The following is a 21,044-nucleotide window of genomic DNA, read 5'->3' as shown; positions in this document are numbered from 1 at the left end:
CCTTCGGCACACAGTTATAACGGGATTTCAAGAAGTTGGAATATAGCTAATAATTCCTTGTATCTAAAAGCAATTGGTGAAAATCAATTACCTAACGAAACAGAAATATTATCTTTAACAGACCGCTACAACGAATATATCATGACGGGTTTGCGAACCATTTGGGGTGTTTCTTTGGTCAGAATTTCGAATGAATTTGGAAATGAATATTTAGGCTATTTGCAAAAACAAGCACAAAAATATCTTGATGACAAAGTGCTTTCAATCGAGGAAAATGTTTTAAAAACTACCCCAAAAGGAAAATTTTTGACGGATGGAATTGCCAGTGATTTGTTTTATTTAAATAATTAAAAAAATCTAACCACTAAGTCCACAAGGAAGGCACAAGGCTCACAAATTTAAATATTAATTTGTGCTCTTCGTGCTAAAATTTGTGTTTTTCGTATTTAAATCTTAGCTATATTGAACTTGATTTATTTGCTATAAATTCAAAATAAGTTTAAAATGAATCTAGGAACTTTTTATGAATATTGTCTATCAAAAAAAGGGATAACCGAACATTTTCCGTTTGATCAAGACACTTTGGTTTTTAAAGTAGGTGGGAAAATGTTTGCTTTGTCCTCCTTATCAAAATGGAAAAAACAAATGCCCTATGTAAATTTAAAATGCAATCCTGAATATTCTCAGGAATTGCGGGGACAATATGATTACATCCAGCCTGCGTTTTATATGAGTAAAGTACATTGGAACACTGTAGTGATAAACAGCAACGTTCAGGATAAATTTGTCAAAGAATTAATTGACGATTCTTATAATTTGGCTTTCAAAAGTTTAACGAAAAAACACAAAATGAGATTCTTGACCCGAGGTAAAAAATTTACCGAACAGGCGAAGCAATTTGTGAATTAGGCATTACTTTTGCAAAACAGTTCTGAACACATTCAAATAAAATACTATGATCGATAATATTAAAAAATTCTTAAACGAGGAACAAGATCCAAAAGCCATTGAAAAAATCACCTCAAAACTGAATGATTTATTGATGAAAAACGAAGAGATTGGATATATCGCGGTTCAAAAAAAACCAGCATTGACTGTTCTTCCCGATAGTATTGTGATGACCAATAAAAGAATCATTATTTGCCAGCCCAAAAACCTAGGTCTTTCGATGAATTTTACTGACTTTACTTGGGACGAAATAGAAGGAACTTTTGTGAAAGAGAATATTTTAGGATCAGAATTTTCGTTTTCGACCAAAACACAAATTCAAGTTTCTATTGATTATATCCCGAAAATTCAAGCCAGAAAGATTTTTACCTATGCCAAAGAGCAATTGGATATTTTGAAAAATGGTTTTTCAAAAAAAGTGCCTCCAACTTTTGAATCAATCGAAGAAATTGAAACAGAAGAAGTAACGAGTTTCGCCGAAATAATTCCAACATCCAATTATTCAGAAACACTTCCCGAAAATTCATTATCAACCAGTGACATCAAATTAAACCAATTATCTCAAGAAGAACTTTTCGAAAAACTACAGAATTATAAAAAACTACTTGACAACGGATTAATTTTACAAGGTGAATACGACGCTTTGAAAAAAGAAATTTTAAGTTTGATATAGTTTTGAAATTTATTTTTATTTCTTAATCATTTTCCAAAACAAAATTCCCCAAGCCAGTATTAACAACAATCCGCCTATGGGAGTTATAAATCCTATTACTTTAAAATCAAACGAAGTAAGACTGTTTGTAGCTAAAAAATAGATAGATCCTGAAAAGAAAAGAACCCCAAAAACAACTAAATAATAAATAGTTTTTTTTGCTTTTTTAGGAAGTTCAGTAGCTAACCCAATGAACAATAAAAACAAAGCATGATAAATCTGGTATTTTACTCCAGTTTCAAAAGTAGAAAGTTCTTCAATAGTTAGCACTTTTTTTAAAGCATGTGCGCCAAATGCCCCTAAAACTATTGCAATCATTCCTAACATTGCTCCTGTAGAAATTATTTTTTTGTCCATTTTGTACTTTATTTGAATACAAAAGTATCATATAATAAAGCAATCTAAAAACATTTCTAATTAAATCAATTAAAAAGTTAAAATTTGTTTTGCGCTAAATTTGTTATATTTAAAACATTTATGATTATTTTTGTTATATTTATTGAATCATGAGAACCATAGTAATCCTCGGAACCGGAAAATCGTCATCGTCATTAATTCAATACCTTTTGAATAAGTCAGATGAAGAAAAATTGCATCTTATAATTGGAGACATTTCATTAGAATCTGCCCAAAATAAAACAAATAACCACCACAATGCAACCCCAATTGCTATAGATATTTTTGACAAAATTCAAAGATCAGCACTTATTCAAAAAGCAGATATTGTCATCTCAATGTTACCTGCCCACTTGCATATTGAGATAGCTAGAGATTGTATTATTTATAAAAAACATTTAGTTACTGCTTCTTATGTAAGCGATGCCATGAAAGAATTAGATGCAGAGGCGAAAGAAAATAATTTAATTTTCATGAACGAAATTGGTCTTGACCCTGGAATTGACCATATGAGTGCCATGAAAATCATTAATGAAATCAGAAAAAAAGGAGGTAAAATGATTTTGTTTGAATCTTTTTGTGGCGGTCTGGTAGCGCCAGAATCAGATACCAATTTATGGAATTACAAATTTACTTGGGCTCCTCGAAATGTGGTGCTTGCTGGTCAAGGTGGTGCGGCAAAATTCATTCAAGAAGGAACTTACAAATATATTCCCTATTGGAATTTATTTAGAAGAACCGAATTTCTCGAAGTAGAAGGCTATGGAAAATTTGAAGCCTACTCTAATCGAGATTCTTTAAAATACATTGACATTTATGGGTTAAAAGACATTCTTACTTTATACAGAGGCACGATTCGAAGATTGGGTTTTTCTAAAGCTTGGAATATGTTTGTGCAACTAGGCATGACCGACGATAGTTACATCATTGAAGACTCAGAAAATATGAGTTACCGCCAATTCGTAAATTCATTTTTACCCTATCACCCAACAGACTCAGTAGAAATAAAAATGCGTTTGATTTTAAAAATGGATCAAGACGACATCATGTGGGATAAATTACTAGAATTAGATTTTTTTAATCCCAACAAAAAAGTGGGATTAAAAAACGCCACTCCAGCTCAAATCCTTGAAAAAATACTTACCGATACTTGGACCTTGCAACCCAAAGAAAAAGATATGATTGTCATGTATCATAAATTAGGTTTTGAACTCAATGGCAAAAAAAAACAAATAGATTCTAAAATGGTTTATATTGGTGAAGACCAAACCTATACAGCCATGGCAAAAACTGTAGGATTGCCTGTAGCTATGGCAACCTTATTAATCTTGAATGGCAAGATTACAACTCCAGGTGTGCAAATTCCAATTCGGGAAGAAGTATATCTACCTATTTTGAAAGAACTTGAAGAATATGGCGTGGTGTTTAATGAACATTCGGTGCCATATCTAGGGTATAATCCTTGAAAAATAGGTTTAAAATAAAATTAATGTAAGAAAATTTTTAAATAAAAAAATTTATTACATTTGGTTAAAATGTAAAGTTTTTTTTAAATATTAAAATTATGAAACAAATCTTTCTATTACTGTTTATGGTTAATGTTACTATAATTTCAGCACAAGACCTTCGTTTGTTTCAAAACACTTGGTATTTAACAAAGATAGTTTCAAATGGCATTGATTATTTACCGCCAACTAATACAGAAGTTTCTTCCATTGGTTTAACTTTTATCCAACAAAATAATACTATCAGTACTGGTGTATGCAATTCGATGTTTGGGAATGTTATTTTTGGAAATAATCAAACTGATTTCTTTTTAACTGAATTAGGCATTACCTTAATGATGTGCAATTTATAAAGTAATAATATTTATGAATCACTGTATTTTAATTTCTTTATTGGTAATTATCCAAATAATAATTTTTCATATACAATCAACGAAAATCAGACTGTAAAAACATTAAGTATCAATTCATCTAGCAATAAACAAGCTATATACACCAATCAAAATTTATCAACTATCGATGTTAAGGAATTAGATTTTAAAGTTTTTTTTGATTCTACTGGAACGTTTTTGAATGTTGAATTAAAAAATCAAAATACAGAAAACATCAAAGTAGAACTCTTTGATAGTTTAGGGAAAAATTGCAAAAACGAATCTTTTAGTTCAGCACAAATTAAAATTTCAACTGCTGATTTAGCTAGTGGAATTTATGTTGTTAAAATCACAGCGGATAATCAAATTGCTGTAAAAAAATTCATAAAACCATAATTTTTAAATACTCCAACAGATTGCAAAATAATAAATGTTATTCTTTGCTTGGGTCATAATTATGTTTATATTTGCACTCACAAATTTCGCGGATATGGTGAAATTGGTAGACATGCCAGACTTAGGATCTGGTGCCGCAAGGCGTGTAGGTTCGAGTCCTATTATCCGCACAAAAAAAGCTTCTCAATCGAGAAGCTTTTTTGTTTTAATGGTATATTTATTTTTATCCTGGATCATTCATTTTGAAAGTATCCATAAAAGCAGTGGTGTAATCACCAGAAATATATCTTGGATCATCCATTAATTGTCTATGGAAAGGGATGGTTGTTTTTATACCTTCAATCACAAATTCATCTAATGCTCTTCTCATTTTGCTAATTGCTTCTTCACGTGATTGAGCAGTTGTAATCAACTTTGCAATCATTGAGTCGTAATTTGGTGGAATGGTATATCCCGAATAAACGTGAGTGTCTAAACGCACTCCGTGACCTCCTGGCATATGCAATGTTGTAATTTTTCCTGGCGAAGGTCTGAATTCATTATACGGATCTTCGGCATTAATTCGACATTCTATTGCGTGTAATTGTGGTAAGTAATTTTTACCTGATATTGGTATTCCTGCAGCTACTGATATTTGTTCTCTAATTAAATCATAATCTATAACCTGTTCAGTAATTGGGTGTTCTACCTGAATACGAGTATTCATTTCCATAAAGTAGAAATTGCGGTGTTTGTCAACCAAAAATTCTACAGTTCCAGCTCCTTCATATTGAATAAATTCTGCTGCTTTGACTGCCGCTTCTCCCATTTTTTGACGTAATTCATCTGTCATGAATGGAGAGGGAGTTTCTTCGGTTAGTTTTTGATGGCGACGTTGTACAGAGCAATCTCTTTCAGAGAGGTGACAGGCTTTGCCATAAGAATCTCCTACAACTTGTATTTCTATATGTCTAGGTTCTTCGATTAATTTTTCTAAATACATCCCGTCATTACCGAAAGCAGCGGCTGATTCTTGACGAGCACCTTCCCATGCTTTTAGTAATTCATCTTCTTTCCAAACAGCACGCATCCCTTTTCCGCCACCTCCTGCAGTTGCTTTAAGCATTACAGGATAACCGAATTTTTTTGCTATTTTTTTTGCTTCTTCAAAAGATTCTAAAATTCCCTCTGAACCTGGAACACAAGGTACTCCTGCAGCTTTCATAGTCGATTTGGCCGAAGCTTTGTCTCCCATTCTGTCAATCATTTCTGGCGAAGCTCCTATAAATTTAATGCCGTGTTCTTGGCATATTTTTGAAAATTTAGAGTTTTCAGAAAGAAATCCATATCCTGGATGAATGGCATCAGCGTTTGTAATTTCGGCTGCTGCTATGATATTTGACATTTTCAAATAAGACAAGTTACTTGGTGGTGGACCAACACAAACTGCCTCATCCGCAAATTTAACGTGTAAACTTTCAGCATCTGCGGTAGAATAAACAGCTACCGTTTTAATACCCATTTCTTTACAGGTTCTAATGATGCGAAGGGCTATTTCGCCCCTATTTGCTATTAATATTTTTTTAAACATCTTTTAAAAGTTAGAAGTTAGAAGTTAGAAGTTAGAAATCAAGAATGCAATTGATTTGAATCTAAATGTTGATTAATTTTCAAATCTGCTCCCGAAGCTTCGGGACTGAAATCTGCAATCTAAAATCTTAAATTTATGATGGATCTACTAAGAATAAAGGTTGGTCATATTCTACTGGTGACATATCATCTACTAAAATTTTAACAATCTTACCAGCAACTTCTGATTCAATTTCATTAAATAATTTCATTGCTTCAATTACACAAAGAACATCTCCTTTTGCAATAGTACTTCCTACTTCAACAAACATTGGTTTGTCTGGTGTTGGTTTTCTATAGAACGTTCCAATAATTGGAGATTTTATTGTAATATAATTTGAATTTTCAGCGGGTGGTGCAACAGGAGTAGTTGTAGCTGGTGCAATTTGTTGAGGAACTACTGCTTGTTGAATAACTGGGTGAGCAGGCATTTGTTGAACATATGTGGTTTCAGATACGTTGCCCTCTAAAGTTGTTCTTATGGTGATTTTTACATCATCCATTTCTAATTTAACTTCAGCAACTCCTGAATTTGCTACAAATTTGATTAGGTTTTGAATTTCTTTTAAATCCATAATTATTATTTTTAGTTTAAATTAAATTTTTTTATCGTAAGCCCACTTTAGATAAATTGATCCCCAAGAGAATCCACCTCCAAAAGCAGCAAATATAATCGTATCTCCTTTTTTAAATAAATGTTCGAAATCACTAAGAACTAATGGTAAAGTTGCAGAAGTTGTATTACCGTATCTTTCTATATTCATTAATACTTTTGAATCTTCTAAGTTTATTCTGTTAGCTATTGCATCTATTATTCGTTTATTAGCTTGGTGTGGTACCAACCAAGCCACATCTTCATTGATTAAATTACTTCTTTTCATAATCATCTCACAAGCATCGGCCATATTGGTAACAGCATATTTAAAAACTGTCTTACCGTCTTGAGAAATATTATGTTGATTATCTAAAACCGTTTGCTCTGAAGCTGGATAAAGCGATCCCCCTGCTGTCATTTTTAAAAATTCTCTTCCATCACCATCGGTTCTTAAATATTCATCTTGCAAACCTAAACCTTCATAATTAGGTTCAAATAAAACAGCTCCTGCTCCATCTCCAAAAATGATACATGTAGCTCTGTCAGTATAGTCTACAATTGACGACATTTTATCCGCTCCAATTAACAATATCTTCTTATATCGCCCAGATTCTATATAAGCTGCAGCGGTTGACATTCCAAACAAAAAACTAGAACAAGCCGATTGTAAATCATAAGAAAAAGCATTTTTTGCTCCTATTTCAGTCGCTACATAAGCTCCTGTAGATGCTACTGGCATATCTGGTGTTGCAGTTGCCATAAGTAACAAATCTATTTCTAGAGGGTCAATATTTGCTTTTTTTATTAAGTCTAACGCGGCATTTATAGCTAAAAAAGAGGTTCCTTTAGTATCGTCTTTTAAAATTCTTCTTTCTTTAATTCCTGTTCGGGTAGTTATCCACTCATCATTTGTATCAACTAATGTTTCTAAAATTTGGTTTGTTAAAACATATTCAGGAACATAGGCTCCAACTGCTGTAATTGCTGCTGTGATTTTATTCATTTTCTTCTACTTATTGTATTCAAATGGATGAATTCTAAAATTTTTAAAAGCTATAAAAATACAAAAAAATTATAAACTATACTGTTTTAAAACTTCTTATTTACATGAAAATTGCAAACAACAAAAAACTCCCACAAAGTGTGAGAGTTTGAAATATTATTTACTAAAAATATTAAGCAAGTGCTACAGATTTATCTATAACAACTTGACCTCTATAGTACATTTTACCCTCATGCCAATATGCTCTGTGGTATAAATGAGCTTCTCCAGTAATAGGACAAGTAGCTATTTGAGCTACTGTAGCTTTATAATGTGTTCTTCTTTTATCTCTTCTTGTTTTGGAGATTTTTCTCTTAGGATGTGCCATTTACTATATTATTTATCCGTTAATAGTTGCTTTAATTTGTCCCAACGTGGGTCAATATTTTCTTCTTTTGTATTCTCTTCTTTTAATTCTTTTACTGTCAATTCTTTCAGTATTCTTAAAGCTTCAGTATCTAAACTTCCGTCTTTAATTCCCGGATGAATCCGTCTTAGGGGTATTGAAAGCACTATCATTTCATAAATATATTGTGCTATATTTATTTGAAATTCTCCATGTGGGATAATGAGTAATTCTTCATTATCATTATTGAAATCGTCTCCAAAACGAACTATCATATTCATATTGCCTTTAATTGGCAAATCAAAATCTTCGTTAGTCATATCACAAGGAACATTAATTGTTCCTTTGTGCTTGAAAGCCAACTCCAAAAGAGTACTTTTTTTCTCTAAAACTACATTAACTTTAATATTTGAATTTTTAAATTCAAGATATTCAAAGTTTTGAAAGAACGTGTTTACTATTTGATATTCGAAATGATGTTTCCCTAGCTTTAATCCTATAAATGGAATTAAATATTCTTTAGTTTTGTCCATTTCAACAACAATTTACCCGAAACTTCGGGAGTGCAAAGATATAAAATTATTACAAACCTAATAACCTTATTTATCTTTTTTTATTTATACCTGTTTTTCTTTTATTTTTAGCGGTTTTTGGCTAATTTCTAAGTGTTGTATTCTTGAATTATAAATATCTATTGCTTGATAAACTGCCTCTTTAAATGAATTAAAATCTGCTATTCCTTTTCCTGCAATATCATATGCTGTACCATGATCTGGAGATGTTCTTACTTTATTTAATCCTGCAGTATAATTTACTCCGTTCCCAAAAGACAACGTTTTGAATGGTATTAATCCTTGATCATGATAGGTTGCTATTATAGCGTCATAACGCTCATATTGATTACTACCAAAAAAACCATCCGCAGCAAAAGGACCGAATACTAATGTTCCTTTATCAAATATTTTTTTTAATGCAGGTTTTAATATCGCATCTTCCTCTTTTCCAATAACGCCACCGTCACCACAATGTGGATTTAAACCTAAGACAGCAATTTTAGGTTTATTTATAGAAAAATCTTTAATCAATGACTGTTTAATTGTCTCAATTTTTTCAACGATTAATTCCTCAGTCAAATGTTTTGCTACTTCATTAATAGCTATATGATCTGTTAATAATCCAACTTTTAAACTATCCTGAACCATCAACATCAAGGCGTTTCCTTCAAGTTCCTGATTTAAATAATCTGTATGTCCTGGGAATTTAAAATCCTCAGCTTGAATGTTGTATTTGTTTATTGGAGCCGTTACCAATACATCTATTTGTCCTTCCTTTAAAGCTTTGGTCGCTGCCACAAATGATTTAATAGCATATTTACCTATTATATCATCATTTAGTCCAAAATTTATTTCAACACTTTCTTGCCATACATTCAAAACATTTAATTTACCCTGAACAATTTGATCTAATCTATCTATTCCATGAAGTATCGATGTAGATTCAAATGTTTTTTTAACAAAAGAAAGTATTTTAACATTTGCAAAAATAACAGGCGTGCATAATTCCAACATTCGTGAATCTTCAAATGTTTTTAAAATAACTTCGCTTCCAATACCGTTTAAATCTCCAATTGAAATTCCAACGATTATATTTTCTGCTTTTTTTATCATGACATCCGGTTATTTATTGCTAATTTTGAATTGCAAATTTAGTAAAATAAAACAAGAAATGTTTACAGGAATCATAGAAACACTTGGTGTAATTCAAAAAATAGAAAAAGAACAAAATAATTTACATATTACCGTAGACGCTATAATTACTAAAGAACTTAAAATAGATCAAAGTGTTGCGCATAACGGAATTTGTTTAACTGTAGTGTCTGTTGAAAATGATTTATACAAGGTAACCGCAATTGATGAAACAATAAATAAAACTACTATTTCAAATTGGAAAAAAGGAGATTTTATTAATCTTGAAAGAGCTATGAAATTAGGCGATAGACTTGACGGACATATTGTTCAGGGTCATGTTGACCAAATTGGAAGTTGTGTTACTGTTCTAGAAACAAATGGGAGTTGGCAATACACCTTCGAATATGACGAATCATTACAAAATATTACTATCGAAAAAGGTTCAATTACAGTAAATGGAGTTAGCTTGACAGTAGTGAATTCTAAAAAAAATGAATTTAGTGTTGCTATTATTCCTTACACCTTCGAACATACTAATTTTAAAACTTTTGAAGTTGGCACAAAAGTAAATCTAGAATTTGACGTAATTGGAAAATATGTTTCTAGATTATATGCTAATAAATAATATTATATCCTTGTTTTTTTAATATTGTTTAAAACAACAAACCATCCAAAAAATAACGTAATTATAATTAAAATGGGCATGTGCTCGTCAATTGACAATCCTGGTGGTACTGGCGGTGCTTGATTTCTGCCGTTTGGTGGTGGTGGGTCGGGCGCTGCTAATACTGTTACTAAGCCTAGTATCAAACAGAAGAGTGAAATAAAAACTTTTTTTAAATTTATATTCATTTTTTTAATTAAAAACAATTATCCTTTTAATACTTAACTCTTAAAATTTTAAAAACAAAGTGTAAATTTACACGTTTATTAATTACAAAACAATCGTTGTGTCGACAAACAACATAGTTTTGCCGATAAAGCGCATTTTTTTTAAATTAAATAAAAAAAACCTTTCAAAAAATATTGAAGGTTTTTTTTGTGGTCCCACTTGGAATCGAACCAAGCACCTACTGATTATGAGTCAGTTGCTCTAACCGAATGAGCTATAGGACCTGTTATGAGGTTGCGAAATTACTATTATTTTTAATTTGTTGCAACTATTTTTAGAATTGATTTTTTAGTTTAAATTAAAGCAACTAACCTAAAGAATAAAAACAACTGATAATTAGAACACTACCTATGTTGGGGAGGAAAAAACTCAAATAATTTCCTGACAAAGTTCTATTAAAATTCCATTGGTGCTTTTTGGATGTAAAAAAACTACCCATTTATTATCAGCTCCTTTTTTGGGACCATCACCTAAGACAATAAATCCCTCTTTTTTTAAACGAGTTATTTCAATATTTATGTCTTCTACCTCAAAAGCAATATGATGAATTCCTTCCCCTTTTTTTGCTATAAATTTTGCTATAGAACTTTCTTTATCTGTTGCTTCTAGAAGTTCTATTTTATTTATTCCTGTTTTAAAAAATGCGGTATTAACTCTTTCGCTAATTACTTCCTCTTGTTTATATGCTGAAACGCCTAAAAGTTTTTCATAGAAAACCGAAGCGTCTTCCAAACTATTTACCGCAATTCCTATATGTTCTATTTTTTTCATTGATTTATAATGTTGTGAAAATATTTGCAAATTCCTTTAAATTCTTATTGTAAATATAAATAAAATTAAAGGCACTAAACTGCAATTATGATAGCTTTATGCCAAATATCGTTTTTTGAAATAGTTAAACTTTGTAGCATTAAGCCGTTGTAGCTCTAAAAAAATTGTATTTTTGCGCTATGGAAACAAATAGACAGAAAAAAATAGGTGGTGTTATCCAAAAAGATTTGGTAGACATTTTACAAGGTGAAGTTAGAAAAAACGGCCTTACAAATCTCATGATTTCAGTATCCAAAGTAGCTGTAACTTCAGATCTATCAGTAGCTACTGTTCATTTAAGCATATTTCCACAAGAAAAAGCGAAAGAAACTTTAGTTGCCATCAAAACAAATTCTAAATTAATCAAACACGATTTATCTCAAAGAGTTCGCTTGCAATTACGAAAAGTGCCTAATTTAGTTTTCTTCATCGATGACTCATTAGACTATATCGAGAAAATAGATACTGCTTTAGCATCCAAAGAAAACCCAATAGAAAACCGTGATCTATTAGACAAACGTAGATTTCAATAAATTGAACTTTTCACTATACATAGCCAAACGTTATATTTTTAGTCAAAGTAAAAACAATGCCATTAATATAATTAATCGCATTGCCAGCATGGGAATCATCGTTGGTGCCATGGCTTTGTTTGTCGTTTTGTCAGTTTTTAGTGGGCTTAAAGTTTTTAGCCTTTCCTTCTCTAATGATATTGATCCCGATTTAAAGATATCCACCACAATTGGAAAATCATTTTATATTTCCTCTGAACAAGAAGCTAAAATCAAAAAAATTGAAGGTTTAGCCTCCTATAGTAAAATAATTGAAGAACGCGTTTTGTTTACTTTTAGTGGTAAACAAGAAGTAACTTACTTAAAAGGGGTTGATTCAATTTACACCCATGTTACGGGTATTAAAAAAAACCTTTATAATGGACAATGGCTAAAGTCCGACACCTATCAAGCGGTTGTAGGATATGGAATTGCCAATAGCTTTTCGATGGGTTTACTTGACTTCAATAATCAATTAGAAGTTCTAGCGCCAAGACCTGGGAAAGGAACTATCAAAAATCCAGATGATGCTTTTAATAAGGCGGTCATTTTTCCTGTTGGGATTTATACCATCAACGAAGATTTAGATTCTAAATATGTTTTTGTCGACTTGGGTTTGGCTCAAGAACTATTAGAATACAAACCCAACCAAATTTCTGGAATTGAAATCAAAATGAAAAAAGAGGCAGACGAAGCCTTAATTATGACTCAACTTCAATCTATTTTTAATAATAAAATCACAATAAAAAACAGAGCCCAACTCAACGAATCCTTGTATAAAATGCTAAATACCGAAAATCTTGCGGTGTATTTAATCTTTACATTGGTCATTATAGTCGCTCTTTTCAACCTGATTGGCGCACTGATTATGATGATTCTTGATAAAAAAGGCAATCTAAAAACATTATTAAATCTAGGAACCGAAATCAAAGATTTGCGTAAAATATTCTTGCTTCAAGGAACGCTATTAAGTGTTTTTGGTGGACTTATTGGATTGATTTTAGGAATTGCAATTGTATTATTGCAACAGTATTTCGAATTCATTATGATTACCCCTACTCTCACCTATCCTGTAGTTTTTTCTCTTGAAAACGTTTTGATTGTTTTGGCAACCATTGTTACACTTGGCTTCATCGCTTCGCTGATAGCGAGTAGTCGCGTGAGTAAGAAATTATTGGATTAGAAATAAAATATTTTAAAATATTTTATTTCTAGTTTTCACACTACCTCATATCCTAAATAAGCATCTTCGATTTCATTCAAAACAGCGAATAATTCTTCTGGACGATCTAAGGTTACTAGTTGTTGCTTAAAGGGTTTAAAAGAGTGAATTCCCTTGAAATAATTGGTATAATGTGGTCTGGTTTCTACAATTCCGAGTCGTTCGCCTTTCCATTCCATTGCCCAAGTAAGGTGATTTCGCACCGCTTCTACCCGATTGACAACGGAAGGTTTTTCTAAATGTTCTCTAGTTTTGAAGTAATGTTTTATTTCATTGAAAATCCAAGGATATCCAATAGCGGCACGACCTATCATGATTCCGTCAATGCCATATTCGTTTTTATATTTTAAAGCTTTTTCGGGAGTATCGACATCGCCGTTTCCGAAAATGGGCATTGTAATTCTTGGGTTGTTTTTCACTCTGGCAATGTGTGACCAATCGGCATGACCTTTATACATCTGGGAACGAGTTCTAGCGTGAATACTCAAAGCAGCCACTCCAATATCTTGTAGACGTTCAGCAACCTCATCGATATTAATCGAATTATCGTCCCAGCCCAAACGCGTTTTTACAGTAACTGGTAAATGGGTACTGTCAATTACTGCTTTTGTTAAACGAATCATCAAATCGACATCTTTTAACACCCCAGCACCAGCACCTTTGCATACTACTTTCTTGACGGGGCACCCAAAATTAATATCTATCAAATCTGGATTTACAGTAGATACAATTTTTGAGGACATTGCCATGGCTTCTTCATCACCACCAAAAATTTGAATTCCAACCGGCCTTTCGTAATCGAAAATATCCAATTTCATTCGGCTTTTGATAGCATCGCGGATTAATCCTTCTGAGGAAATAAATTCCGAATACATCATATCGGCTCCATGCATTTTGCACAATCTACGAAATGGTGGATCACTTACATCTTCCATAGGAGCTAGAAGTAAAGGAAAATCAGGTAATTCTATATTGCCAATTTTTATCAAAAGATATTTTTTTGGCAAAAATACTAAAGATTTTCGATAGTTGATTAACGAATGCTGATTTCAGATTAACGAATTCTTAATTCATCATTCGTTAATCTAAAATCTTCAATCAAAAAATACCTATCTTTGCGAATAAATCATAGAATTACGCAGTTTGCGTGAGGGATAGAAGCGGTATCCTTTTGTGGAGCGAAAGCGCAACAAAAGATAGAGCGAATAGCCCGACCTGTAGTTTTTACGGAAGGTCACGCCCTACTTCGACTAAGCTAAGCTTGACATAAATTGACATCAAAAACAGCATGAAACACATACGGAATTTTTGCATTATTGCACACATTGATCACGGGAAAAGCACGCTTGCTGATAGACTTCTTGGGGCAACTCAAACTGTTACAGCTCGTGAGGAAAAAGCGCAATTACTTGACAATATGGACTTGGAGCGCGAACGTGGCATAACCATAAAAAGTCATGCCATCCAGATGGAATACACCTATAAAGGCGAAGATTATATCCTGAATTTGATTGATACGCCGGGCCATGTTGATTTTTCGTATGAAGTTTCCCGATCAATTGCTGCTTGTGAAGGAGCTCTTTTGATTGTAGATGCTGCGCAAAGCATACAGGCACAAACTATTTCGAATTTATATTTGGCACTAGAAAATGATTTAGAAATCATTCCAGTTTTGAACAAAGTCGATTTGCCATCTGCCAATCCAGAGGAAGTGAGCGACGATATTATTGATTTATTAGGCTGCAAACTCGAAGATATTATTCACGCTTCGGGAAAAACAGGTTTTGGTGTTGAAAATATTTTGGCGGCCATTATCGAAAAAATTCCTCATCCTAAAGGAAATATTGATGAACCTTTGCAAGCCTTGATTTTTGACTCGCATTACAATCCGTTTCGAGGAATTGAGGTTATTTTCCGAGTGAAAAACGGTCAAATCAAAAAAGGTCAGAAAATAAAATTTATGGCTACCGGAAATGAATATTTTGCGGATGAAATAGGCACTTTAAAACTAAACCAAGTTCCTAAAAATGTTATTTCGGCTGGCGATGTTGGGTATTTAATTTCAGGAATTAAAGAGGCCAAAGAAGTAAAAGTAGGCGACACACTTACCGATGCTAAAACACCAACAACCAATATGATTGTGGGTTTCGAAGATGTAAAACCTATGGTTTTTGCTGGAATTTATCCAGTAGATACCGAAGATTATGAGGAGTTGCGAAACTCAATGGAAAAACTGCAATTGAACGATGCTTCACTAGTCTTTCTTCCAGAAAGTTCGGCGGCATTAGGTTTTGGCTTCCGATGTGGTTTCTTAGGAATGTTACACATGGAAATCATCCAAGAACGATTAGAACGCGAATTTGATATGACCGTAATTACTACTGTTCCCAACGTTTCATATTTGGCTTACACCAAAAAAGATTCTGAGGTTGGCATGATCGTGAATAATCCATCAGATTTGCCAGAACCATCTAAACTAGACCGTGTAGAAGAACCTTATATAAAAGCTACCATTATTACCAAGTCTGATTTTGTGGGCAATGTCATGAGTTTGTGTATCGAAAAACGTGGTGTAATTACCAACCAAACTTATTTGACGACCGAAAGAGTGGAATTAAATTTTGATATGCCTTTGGCAGAAATAGTATTCGATTTCTACGATAGACTGAAAACGGTTTCTAAAGGGTATGCTTCGTTTGATTACACACCTATAGGAATGAGAACTTCCAAATTAGTTCGTTTGGACGTTTTATTAAATGCGCAATCGGTAGATGCACTTTCAGCATTAATTCACGAAAGCAATGCTTACAATATTGGTAAAAAAATGTGTGAGAAATTACGTGAATTGATTCCGAGACAGCAGTTTGACATCCCAATTCAGGCAGCTATTGGTGCTAAAATAATTGCTCGTGAAACCATAAAAGCATTACGAAAAGATGTTACCGCCAAATGTTATGGAGGCGATATTTCGCGTAAACGTAAATTGCTCGAAAAACAGAAAAAAGGTAAAAAAAGAATGCGATTGGTAGGAAATGTTGAGATTCCGCAAGAAGCGTTTATGGCGGTGTTGAAGTTGAATGATTAAAGCCCATCCTAAATCCTTCCCAAAGGGAAGGACTTTGTTGAAATAAATAAGCAAACCTGATGATGAAAATTGTCAGGTTTTTTTGTTTGCTACAATTTGTTTTTACTAACTTTTTTTTATGGAAACTATAAAATTAAATATTGATTTAAGTGTCAATTAATTGAAGCCGTGAAGCAACTTTCGCCTAAAGACCGATTGAAAGTTAATGACGCTATTTGGAATGAAAATATTGAAATTCCTATTGAACATCAACAAATTGTTTTAGACCGAATGGCAAAATCAGAAAAAAATCAAGAAAGACTTCTAGATTGGGATGAAGTTTCCAAAAGCCTTTAAGGACTTGCTCTTTCAATTAAAAATAGATGCTGACGCTTTAAATGACATTCAAGAAACTTTTGAATGGTATGAAATGCAATTGAAAGAATTGGGTTTACGTTAGAAAATCCAAGCCAAAAAGCAAATCAATTCTTTAAAAAAAGACCCTTGCCTTTTTAGCATAAAATACAACGAAATTCGGTGTAAGAAAATAGAAATATTCCCTTTCTTGATTCATTATTTGATAAATGAAAACTCAAATAAAGTTACTGTTTTTGCCGTATTTCAGACTTCTAGAAATCCTTAAATTTGGAATACAAGAAAAAAATAATTAATTCTATTTATCCTTCAACTCCTCAAACAATCTTCTCGCATCTTCAACATTGAATAATTGGGTTCCCTCGTTCATAGTAGCTGCCGAGCCACAAGCCACACCCCATCGCACCACTTCTTTCAGACTTTTATTTTGTGACAAAGCCCAAGTCATAGCGCCCACCATACTATCTCCTGCTCCAACGGTGCTTTTCTTGACCACATTAGGCGCAGAAACAAATTCAGTTTGTGTCGCTGTGACCAAAACGGCTCCTTGTGGACCTAAAGAAACTACCACAATTGCAGCACCTCCTTGTTCGATTAATTTCCTAGCAGCTGGTGCGACTTGATCCATTTCTAATCGCTCTACTCCTATTAATTTAGCTAATTCACCAATATTAGGTTTTACCAAATATACTCCGGCTTTTAAAACTTTTTGCAGGGCTTCTCCTGAAGTGTCAACAATTACTTTTATATTGGATTGTTTTGCAGTTTCGGCAATTTTTTGATAAAAGTCAGTTGGTAATCCTTCGTTTAAACTGCCACTTATAACTAGATATTTTGACTGTAACTCTTTGATGGTCGATAAAATAGTGTCTATTTCATCGGTGTATAATTCATTTCCTGGAAATCCAAATCGGTATTGAGCATTAGTTATCGTATCAAAACCTATAAAATTTTCTCTGGTCCAATTTTTAGTTTTAATAATGGTACTTTCAATTTTCTGATTGGTAATTAATTCTTGCAACATTTCACCTGAAGAACCGCCAGAAGTAAAAATACAAAGTGAATTTCCGCCTAACTTTAAAATCGCTTTCGAAACGTTAATTCCACCCCCACCAGCGTCGTATCTGGGTTTTTCACAACGAATTTTTTGTTCGGCAACCAATCCAGCAAAATGGGTAGATTTATCTAAAGATGGGTTAATAGTAAGTGTTGTAATTGTATTGTTTTTCATAATAGTTATCTAACTCGTTAAAGATGCGAAAAAATCTCTATAAATGGGTGTAATCTATGGTCAAAAAACTTTGTACCTTTGCCACTTAAAATTATTTTTAATAAACTAATAAAAACGAACGAAGATTGCTTCCGCCACGGCGGACAAGTAGTTCCCTCGCAATGACAATGATTGAAGATAAATCCCCACAAAGAACCAGTATTGCCCAATTAGGCGAATTTGGATTGATAGACCATCTAACCAAAAATTTCGAAATTAACCAATCTTCGACCCTAAAAGGAATTGGTGACGATGGTGCTGTATTAGATTTCAAAGACAAAAAAATAGTGCTTTCAACCGATTTGTTGATTGAAGGTGTTCATTTTGATTTGTCCTATATGCCTTTGAGACATTTGGGTTACAAAGCTGTCGTAGTTAATGTTTCCGATATTTGCGCTATGAATGCCAAAGCGACTCAAATCTTGGTTTCAGTTGCCGTTTCTAATCGGTTTCCACTAGAAGCTTTGGAGGAATTGTTTGACGGAATTACGCTTGCCGCTAATGAATATAAGGTCGACGTTATTGGCGGAGACACCACCTCATCACAAAAAGGATTAATTATTAGCATTACCGCTATTGGTGAAGCCGATGAGAATGAAATTGTATATAGAAATGGGGCTGGACAAACTGATTTATTGGTCGTGACTGGTGATATTGGAGCTGCCTACATGGGTTTACAGGTTTTAGAACGGGAAAAACAAGTTTTTAAGGTGAATCCAAATTCACAACCCGATTTAGATGCCTATACTTATATCATTGAACGGCAACTGAAACCAGAAGCTAGAAAGGATGTGCGTACTTTATTGCACGCATTAGAAATAAAACCCACATCGATGATTGATATTTCGGATGGATTATCATCCGAAATTATGCATTTGTGCAAACAATCAAAAGTGGGTTGTAATTTATATGAGGACAAATTGCCTTTAGATCCTCAATTCATGAATGTTTGTGAGGAATTTAATTTAGATGCTACAACAGTAGCTATAAACGGTGGTGAAGATTACGAATTGCTTTTTACAATAAAAATGGAGGATTTTGATAAGATAAAAGGGAATCCAAATTTTACGATTATTGGACACATGACTCAAGAAAGTGAAGGAATTCATCTAGTAACTCGCGCCAATACACGCATACCTTTAAAAGCGCGTGGATGGAATGCTTTGAGTGAAGAATAAAAAAAAGGCGTTTTAAAAAAAACGCCTTTTTTACTTTTTAGAATAACAAACCCATACTTTTGGCTCGTTTAATCATTTCATGATCTGTCCCCTCGTCTATTAGTATTTTTTTTAATTTTTTTCTTCTAATTTCAATGGACTCTGCAGACAATGGGATGTATTTAATAAAATCTTCTGGTTCTGTTCCTTTACTAATATGAAATAAAATTTGTTTATCGATAACATCTATTTCAGGAATTTCGATATTTTCTAAATCTATCATTTTTTGAATGGATTCACTGTAATATATTTCATTATTAACAATTTTATCAAAACCAAAAATCAATTCTTTGAAGTCTAAATCATTTTTTATAACCAGTCCGTGAGGATTTATAGCGGTAATAATGTTTTTTATTTTCAATATTTCGGTGAACATTGTTAATATAATAATTTTACACTCGGGCATGCGCTGATGTAATACTATTGCCAAATCTTCGCCTGAAAGAATCCCTTTTTCTGGATAAGCTGGCATACTAATATCCAAAAACGCAAAATCAAGATTACTAGTTTCAGGATTCATAATTACTTCATATGCCGATTTACAATCTTTTGCTTCTTCGTATTGAAACTCAAATTTGCTAGGAATATATCGGTTTAAGGTGTTTTTGTACCCAATTAATATAAATGGATGATCATCTACAATGAGTACTCTTTTTTTGATTTTTTCTGTTTCCACTTTGTTATTTTGTGTTATTCAGGATTTTATATCGGAACTGAAACTTCTATTACTGTTCCTTCTCCTATTTTAGATTTTATTTCGAAAGTCCCTTGACATTCATTCATCCTCGAAATCATGTTTTGCAAACCAATTCCTTTTTTACCTTTGTTGATGTTAAACCCTACACCGTCATCACTTATTACTAAAAACAATTTGTTGTTTTCTAGTCTAAATTCAATCTTGATCGAATTGGCATTAGCATATTTATTGATGTTTTGAAGCGATTCTTGAAGAATTCGATATAAATTAATTTTGACCGCATTACTTGCTAATCCCCAATCAATATAAGGGTCCATTGTTGAAAACAATTTGGTTTCGAAACTCTTTTTTTGCTTCTCCATCAATTCCTCTACGATAGCTACGAAGTTATTGATTAATTCTGATTTTTCCCTGCTTAAATCATGAGAAATTTCACGAATATCTTGTTCGATGTTTTTTAACTCTAAAATAAACTCATTCCTTGCCTTAATTCCTGTTTCATCCTGTAGTTCGTTTGCGCTATCAAGATTCATTCTCACGCCAAACATCCTGCCCAAAACACCGTCATGGAGCTCTTGTGCCACCCTTTGTTTCTCTTTTACCCTAATGGAATCAACGCTGTTTTGTTGCGAAATCATTAAATTATAAATTTCTTCGTTCGCTTGTTGCTGCTCTTGTTTGTAAAGTAACTCCCTATTTTTAGTTTTTTGTGCTTTGATAATGTATAAAAACATCCCTAAGATTAAAACTGACCCAAAAATATAGACTAAATTTCGATTCTTTGTCGTTAAACTAGAGTTTTCCTCTTTGACTTGATCTGTTTCATACTCGATACGGGTAAATTTTTCGCCCATACTGCGTTCTGCTTTTTGCAAACTATCGTTAATATGAATGTATTCTTTGTTGTACGCAACTGCTTTTTTGGGTTCTAAAACAGCTAATTGTTTTAGAGGCAACAATAGGTTACGAGCATTTTTAGATTTTCGAGCAGTAGCCAACGCCTGGTTCGAATAGGCTAAAGCTTTTACACTATCATTCTTTGCAGCAAAATACTCCGACAAATGAATTTTGGTGGTAATAACTCCTGAGGTCAAACCCAAACTATCCCGAATCCTTAGCGATTCATAAAAAAGTCCTGGAAGCCCATTTTCATCGCCAATTTTGAATCGCGAATAGCCCAGATTATCTAATAAAATTGTGTATACAAATGGTTTATACAAAATTACATCCTTTTTGTTTTCTAAGGCTTTTTCAAAATAGCCTATCGCTTGCCGGTGTTGTTTTTTATTTTGATATACAAAACCAATATTATTTAAAGACATCGTTTTATATTGAAGTT

General features: G+C 32.8%; 23 protein-coding genes, 2 tRNA genes and 1 pseudogene. 13 read left to right on the top strand and 13 right to left on the bottom strand.

The window, feature by feature from the left end:
* The 3 genes and pseudogenes from ACKVOD_RS05740 to ACKVOD_RS05730 all read left to right on the top strand — a co-directional run.
* Positions 1-351, top strand: a pseudogene (locus ACKVOD_RS05740) (coproporphyrinogen III oxidase); the annotation flags it as partial.
* A gap of 153 nt (positions 352-504) precedes the next feature.
* The gene (locus ACKVOD_RS05735) at positions 505-909 is read left to right on the top strand and encodes an MmcQ/YjbR family DNA-binding protein (protein ID WP_409208512.1); all 405 of its coding nucleotides are present in this window, start codon (positions 505-507) and stop codon (positions 907-909) included.
* A gap of 46 nt (positions 910-955) precedes the next feature.
* A complete protein-coding gene (locus ACKVOD_RS05730) occupies positions 956-1,621 on the top strand; it encodes a PH domain-containing protein (protein ID WP_409208511.1) in 666 nt (221 codons plus the stop codon).
* Between the two features lie 15 nt (positions 1,622-1,636).
* On the opposite strand, the gene ACKVOD_RS05725 is transcribed toward ACKVOD_RS05730, so the two are convergent.
* Positions 1,637-2,017: a DUF423 domain-containing protein gene (locus tag ACKVOD_RS05725; protein ID WP_409208510.1), complete on the bottom strand. Its 381-nt coding sequence runs from the start codon at positions 2,015-2,017 to the stop codon at positions 1,637-1,639.
* Between the two features lie 149 nt (positions 2,018-2,166).
* On the opposite strand from ACKVOD_RS05725, the gene ACKVOD_RS05720 reads away from it, so the two are divergent.
* The 4 genes from ACKVOD_RS05720 to ACKVOD_RS05705 all read left to right on the top strand — a co-directional run bounded on the left by ACKVOD_RS05720 (position 2,167) and on the right by ACKVOD_RS05705 (position 4,498).
* On the top strand, positions 2,167-3,522 hold the full coding sequence (locus ACKVOD_RS05720) for a saccharopine dehydrogenase family protein (protein ID WP_409208509.1): 1,356 nt from the start codon (positions 2,167-2,169) through the stop codon (positions 3,520-3,522).
* A gap of 98 nt (positions 3,523-3,620) precedes the next feature.
* On the top strand, positions 3,621-3,914 hold the full coding sequence (locus ACKVOD_RS05715) for an META domain-containing protein (protein ID WP_409208508.1): 294 nt from the start codon (positions 3,621-3,623) through the stop codon (positions 3,912-3,914).
* Between the two features lie 216 nt (positions 3,915-4,130).
* Entirely contained in the window at positions 4,131-4,328 is a 198-nt protein-coding gene (locus ACKVOD_RS05710; RefSeq protein WP_409208507.1) for a T9SS type A sorting domain-containing protein, read from the top strand.
* 88 nt (positions 4,329-4,416) lie between these two features.
* Positions 4,417-4,498: transfer RNA gene (locus tag ACKVOD_RS05705), tRNA-Leu, on the top strand.
* A gap of 53 nt (positions 4,499-4,551) precedes the next feature.
* Here ACKVOD_RS05705 and accC read toward each other — a convergent pair.
* The 6 genes from accC to pdxA all read right to left on the bottom strand — a co-directional run bounded on the left by accC (position 4,552) and on the right by pdxA (position 9,586).
* A complete protein-coding gene (gene accC, locus ACKVOD_RS05700) occupies positions 4,552-5,898 on the bottom strand; it encodes an acetyl-CoA carboxylase biotin carboxylase subunit (RefSeq protein WP_409208506.1) in 1,347 nt (448 codons plus the stop codon).
* A gap of 133 nt (positions 5,899-6,031) precedes the next feature.
* Complete coding sequence (gene accB / locus ACKVOD_RS05695; RefSeq protein ID WP_409208505.1) at positions 6,032-6,511, bottom strand: acetyl-CoA carboxylase biotin carboxyl carrier protein; 480 nt, start codon at positions 6,509-6,511, stop codon at positions 6,032-6,034.
* A gap of 21 nt (positions 6,512-6,532) precedes the next feature.
* Positions 6,533-7,534, bottom strand: coding sequence for a beta-ketoacyl-ACP synthase III (locus ACKVOD_RS05690; protein WP_409208504.1), 1,002 nt, complete (start codon positions 7,532-7,534; stop codon positions 6,533-6,535).
* Positions 7,535-7,706: 172 nt separating this feature from the next.
* Positions 7,707-7,901 carry a 50S ribosomal protein L32 gene (rpmF, locus tag ACKVOD_RS05685; RefSeq protein WP_022828950.1) on the bottom strand — a complete coding sequence of 65 codons (195 nt, stop codon included), beginning with the start codon at positions 7,899-7,901 and terminating at the stop codon, positions 7,707-7,709.
* A gap of 8 nt (positions 7,902-7,909) precedes the next feature.
* Positions 7,910-8,452 (bottom strand): YceD family protein, encoded by a 543-nt coding sequence (locus tag ACKVOD_RS05680; protein ID WP_409208503.1) that lies wholly within the window; start codon positions 8,450-8,452, stop codon positions 7,910-7,912.
* 84 nt (positions 8,453-8,536) lie between these two features.
* Positions 8,537-9,586 (bottom strand): 4-hydroxythreonine-4-phosphate dehydrogenase PdxA, encoded by a 1,050-nt coding sequence (gene pdxA, locus ACKVOD_RS05675; RefSeq protein WP_409208502.1) that lies wholly within the window; start codon positions 9,584-9,586, stop codon positions 8,537-8,539.
* 58 nt (positions 9,587-9,644) lie between these two features.
* Here pdxA and ACKVOD_RS05670 point away from each other — a divergent pair, with 58 nt between their 5' ends.
* Entirely contained in the window at positions 9,645-10,232 is a 588-nt protein-coding gene (locus ACKVOD_RS05670; protein ID WP_409208501.1) for a riboflavin synthase, read from the top strand.
* Positions 10,233-10,649: 417 nt separating this feature from the next.
* On the opposite strand, the gene ACKVOD_RS05665 is transcribed toward ACKVOD_RS05670, so the two are convergent.
* Together ACKVOD_RS05665 and mce are read right to left on the bottom strand one after the other, a co-directional pair.
* A tRNA-Ile gene (locus ACKVOD_RS05665) sits at positions 10,650-10,723 on the bottom strand.
* Positions 10,724-10,868: 145 nt separating this feature from the next.
* Positions 10,869-11,270, bottom strand: coding sequence for a methylmalonyl-CoA epimerase (gene mce / locus ACKVOD_RS05660; RefSeq protein ID WP_409208500.1), 402 nt, complete (start codon positions 11,268-11,270; stop codon positions 10,869-10,871).
* Between the two features lie 179 nt (positions 11,271-11,449).
* On the opposite strand from mce, the gene rbfA reads away from it, so the two are divergent.
* Together rbfA and ACKVOD_RS05650 are read left to right on the top strand one after the other, a co-directional pair.
* Complete coding sequence (rbfA, locus tag ACKVOD_RS05655) at positions 11,450-11,842, top strand: 30S ribosome-binding factor RbfA (protein WP_409208499.1); 393 nt, start codon at positions 11,450-11,452, stop codon at positions 11,840-11,842.
* A gap of 1 nt (position 11,843) precedes the next feature.
* Positions 11,844-13,043: an ABC transporter permease gene (locus ACKVOD_RS05650; protein ID WP_409208498.1), complete on the top strand. Its 1,200-nt coding sequence runs from the start codon at positions 11,844-11,846 to the stop codon at positions 13,041-13,043.
* A 35-nt stretch (positions 13,044-13,078) separates the two neighbouring features.
* Here the strand turns inward: ACKVOD_RS05650 and dusB are convergent, their stop codons facing one another.
* The gene (gene dusB / locus ACKVOD_RS05645; RefSeq protein ID WP_409208497.1) at positions 13,079-14,071 is read right to left on the bottom strand and encodes a tRNA dihydrouridine synthase DusB; all 993 of its coding nucleotides are present in this window, start codon (positions 14,069-14,071) and stop codon (positions 13,079-13,081) included.
* Positions 14,072-14,370: 299 nt separating this feature from the next.
* Between dusB and lepA the strand changes: the two genes are divergently transcribed.
* The gene (gene lepA, locus ACKVOD_RS05640; protein WP_409208496.1) at positions 14,371-16,167 is read left to right on the top strand and encodes a translation elongation factor 4; all 1,797 of its coding nucleotides are present in this window, start codon (positions 14,371-14,373) and stop codon (positions 16,165-16,167) included.
* A 168-nt stretch (positions 16,168-16,335) separates the two neighbouring features.
* Positions 16,336-16,503, top strand: coding sequence for a hypothetical protein (locus tag ACKVOD_RS05635; RefSeq protein WP_409208495.1), 168 nt, complete (start codon positions 16,336-16,338; stop codon positions 16,501-16,503).
* A 316-nt stretch (positions 16,504-16,819) separates the two neighbouring features.
* On the opposite strand, the gene ACKVOD_RS05630 is transcribed toward ACKVOD_RS05635, so the two are convergent.
* The gene (locus ACKVOD_RS05630) at positions 16,820-17,752 is read right to left on the bottom strand and encodes a 1-phosphofructokinase family hexose kinase (protein ID WP_409208494.1); all 933 of its coding nucleotides are present in this window, start codon (positions 17,750-17,752) and stop codon (positions 16,820-16,822) included.
* Between the two features lie 167 nt (positions 17,753-17,919).
* Between ACKVOD_RS05630 and thiL the strand changes: the two genes are divergently transcribed.
* On the top strand, positions 17,920-18,969 hold the full coding sequence (thiL, locus tag ACKVOD_RS05625; RefSeq protein ID WP_409208493.1) for a thiamine-phosphate kinase: 1,050 nt from the start codon (positions 17,920-17,922) through the stop codon (positions 18,967-18,969).
* A 37-nt stretch (positions 18,970-19,006) separates the two neighbouring features.
* On the opposite strand, the gene ACKVOD_RS05620 is transcribed toward thiL, so the two are convergent.
* Together ACKVOD_RS05620 and ACKVOD_RS05615 are read right to left on the bottom strand one after the other, a co-directional pair.
* A complete protein-coding gene (locus ACKVOD_RS05620; protein WP_409208492.1) occupies positions 19,007-19,684 on the bottom strand; it encodes a response regulator in 678 nt (225 codons plus the stop codon).
* A 26-nt stretch (positions 19,685-19,710) separates the two neighbouring features.
* Positions 19,711-21,044 (bottom strand): ATP-binding protein (locus ACKVOD_RS05615; protein WP_409208491.1); only part of this gene is annotated, 1,334 nt, incomplete at its 5' end.

The sequence above is a fragment of the Flavobacterium sp. genome, assembly GCF_046155325.1.
GTDB lineage: Bacteria > Bacteroidota > Bacteroidia > Flavobacteriales > Flavobacteriaceae > Flavobacterium.
This window is presented reverse-complemented; position numbering and strand designations above follow the sequence as displayed.

What these genes read in the sequence shown, in the direction of transcription:
- ACKVOD_RS05735 (WP_409208512.1), top strand. Translation starts at nt 505, where the DNA reads ATGAATCTAGGAACTTTTTATGAATATTGTCTATCAAAAAAAGGGATA.
- ACKVOD_RS05730 (WP_409208511.1), top strand. Translation starts at nt 956, where the DNA reads ATGATCGATAATATTAAAAAATTCTTAAACGAGGAACAAGATCCAAAA.
- ACKVOD_RS05725 (WP_409208510.1), bottom strand. Translation starts at nt 2,017, where the DNA reads ATGGACAAAAAAATAATTTCTACAGGAGCAATGTTAGGAATGATTGCA.
- ACKVOD_RS05720 (WP_409208509.1), top strand. Translation starts at nt 2,167, where the DNA reads ATGAGAACCATAGTAATCCTCGGAACCGGAAAATCGTCATCGTCATTA.
- ACKVOD_RS05715 (WP_409208508.1), top strand. Translation starts at nt 3,621, where the DNA reads ATGAAACAAATCTTTCTATTACTGTTTATGGTTAATGTTACTATAATT.
- accC (WP_409208506.1), bottom strand. Translation starts at nt 5,898, where the DNA reads ATGTTTAAAAAAATATTAATAGCAAATAGGGGCGAAATAGCCCTTCGC.
- accB (WP_409208505.1), bottom strand. Translation starts at nt 6,511, where the DNA reads ATGGATTTAAAAGAAATTCAAAACCTAATCAAATTTGTAGCAAATTCA.
- ACKVOD_RS05690 (WP_409208504.1), bottom strand. Translation starts at nt 7,534, where the DNA reads ATGAATAAAATCACAGCAGCAATTACAGCAGTTGGAGCCTATGTTCCT.
- rpmF (WP_022828950.1), bottom strand. Translation starts at nt 7,901, where the DNA reads ATGGCACATCCTAAGAGAAAAATCTCCAAAACAAGAAGAGATAAAAGA.
- ACKVOD_RS05680 (WP_409208503.1), bottom strand. Translation starts at nt 8,452, where the DNA reads ATGGACAAAACTAAAGAATATTTAATTCCATTTATAGGATTAAAGCTA.
- pdxA (WP_409208502.1), bottom strand. Translation starts at nt 9,586, where the DNA reads ATGATAAAAAAAGCAGAAAATATAATCGTTGGAATTTCAATTGGAGAT.
- ACKVOD_RS05670 (WP_409208501.1), top strand. Translation starts at nt 9,645, where the DNA reads ATGTTTACAGGAATCATAGAAACACTTGGTGTAATTCAAAAAATAGAA.
- mce (WP_409208500.1), bottom strand. Translation starts at nt 11,270, where the DNA reads ATGAAAAAAATAGAACATATAGGAATTGCGGTAAATAGTTTGGAAGAC.
- rbfA (WP_409208499.1), top strand. Translation starts at nt 11,450, where the DNA reads ATGGAAACAAATAGACAGAAAAAAATAGGTGGTGTTATCCAAAAAGAT.
- lepA (WP_409208496.1), top strand. Translation starts at nt 14,371, where the DNA reads ATGAAACACATACGGAATTTTTGCATTATTGCACACATTGATCACGGG.
- ACKVOD_RS05630 (WP_409208494.1), bottom strand. Translation starts at nt 17,752, where the DNA reads ATGAAAAACAATACAATTACAACACTTACTATTAACCCATCTTTAGAT.
- thiL (WP_409208493.1), top strand. Translation starts at nt 17,920, where the DNA reads ATGATTGAAGATAAATCCCCACAAAGAACCAGTATTGCCCAATTAGGC.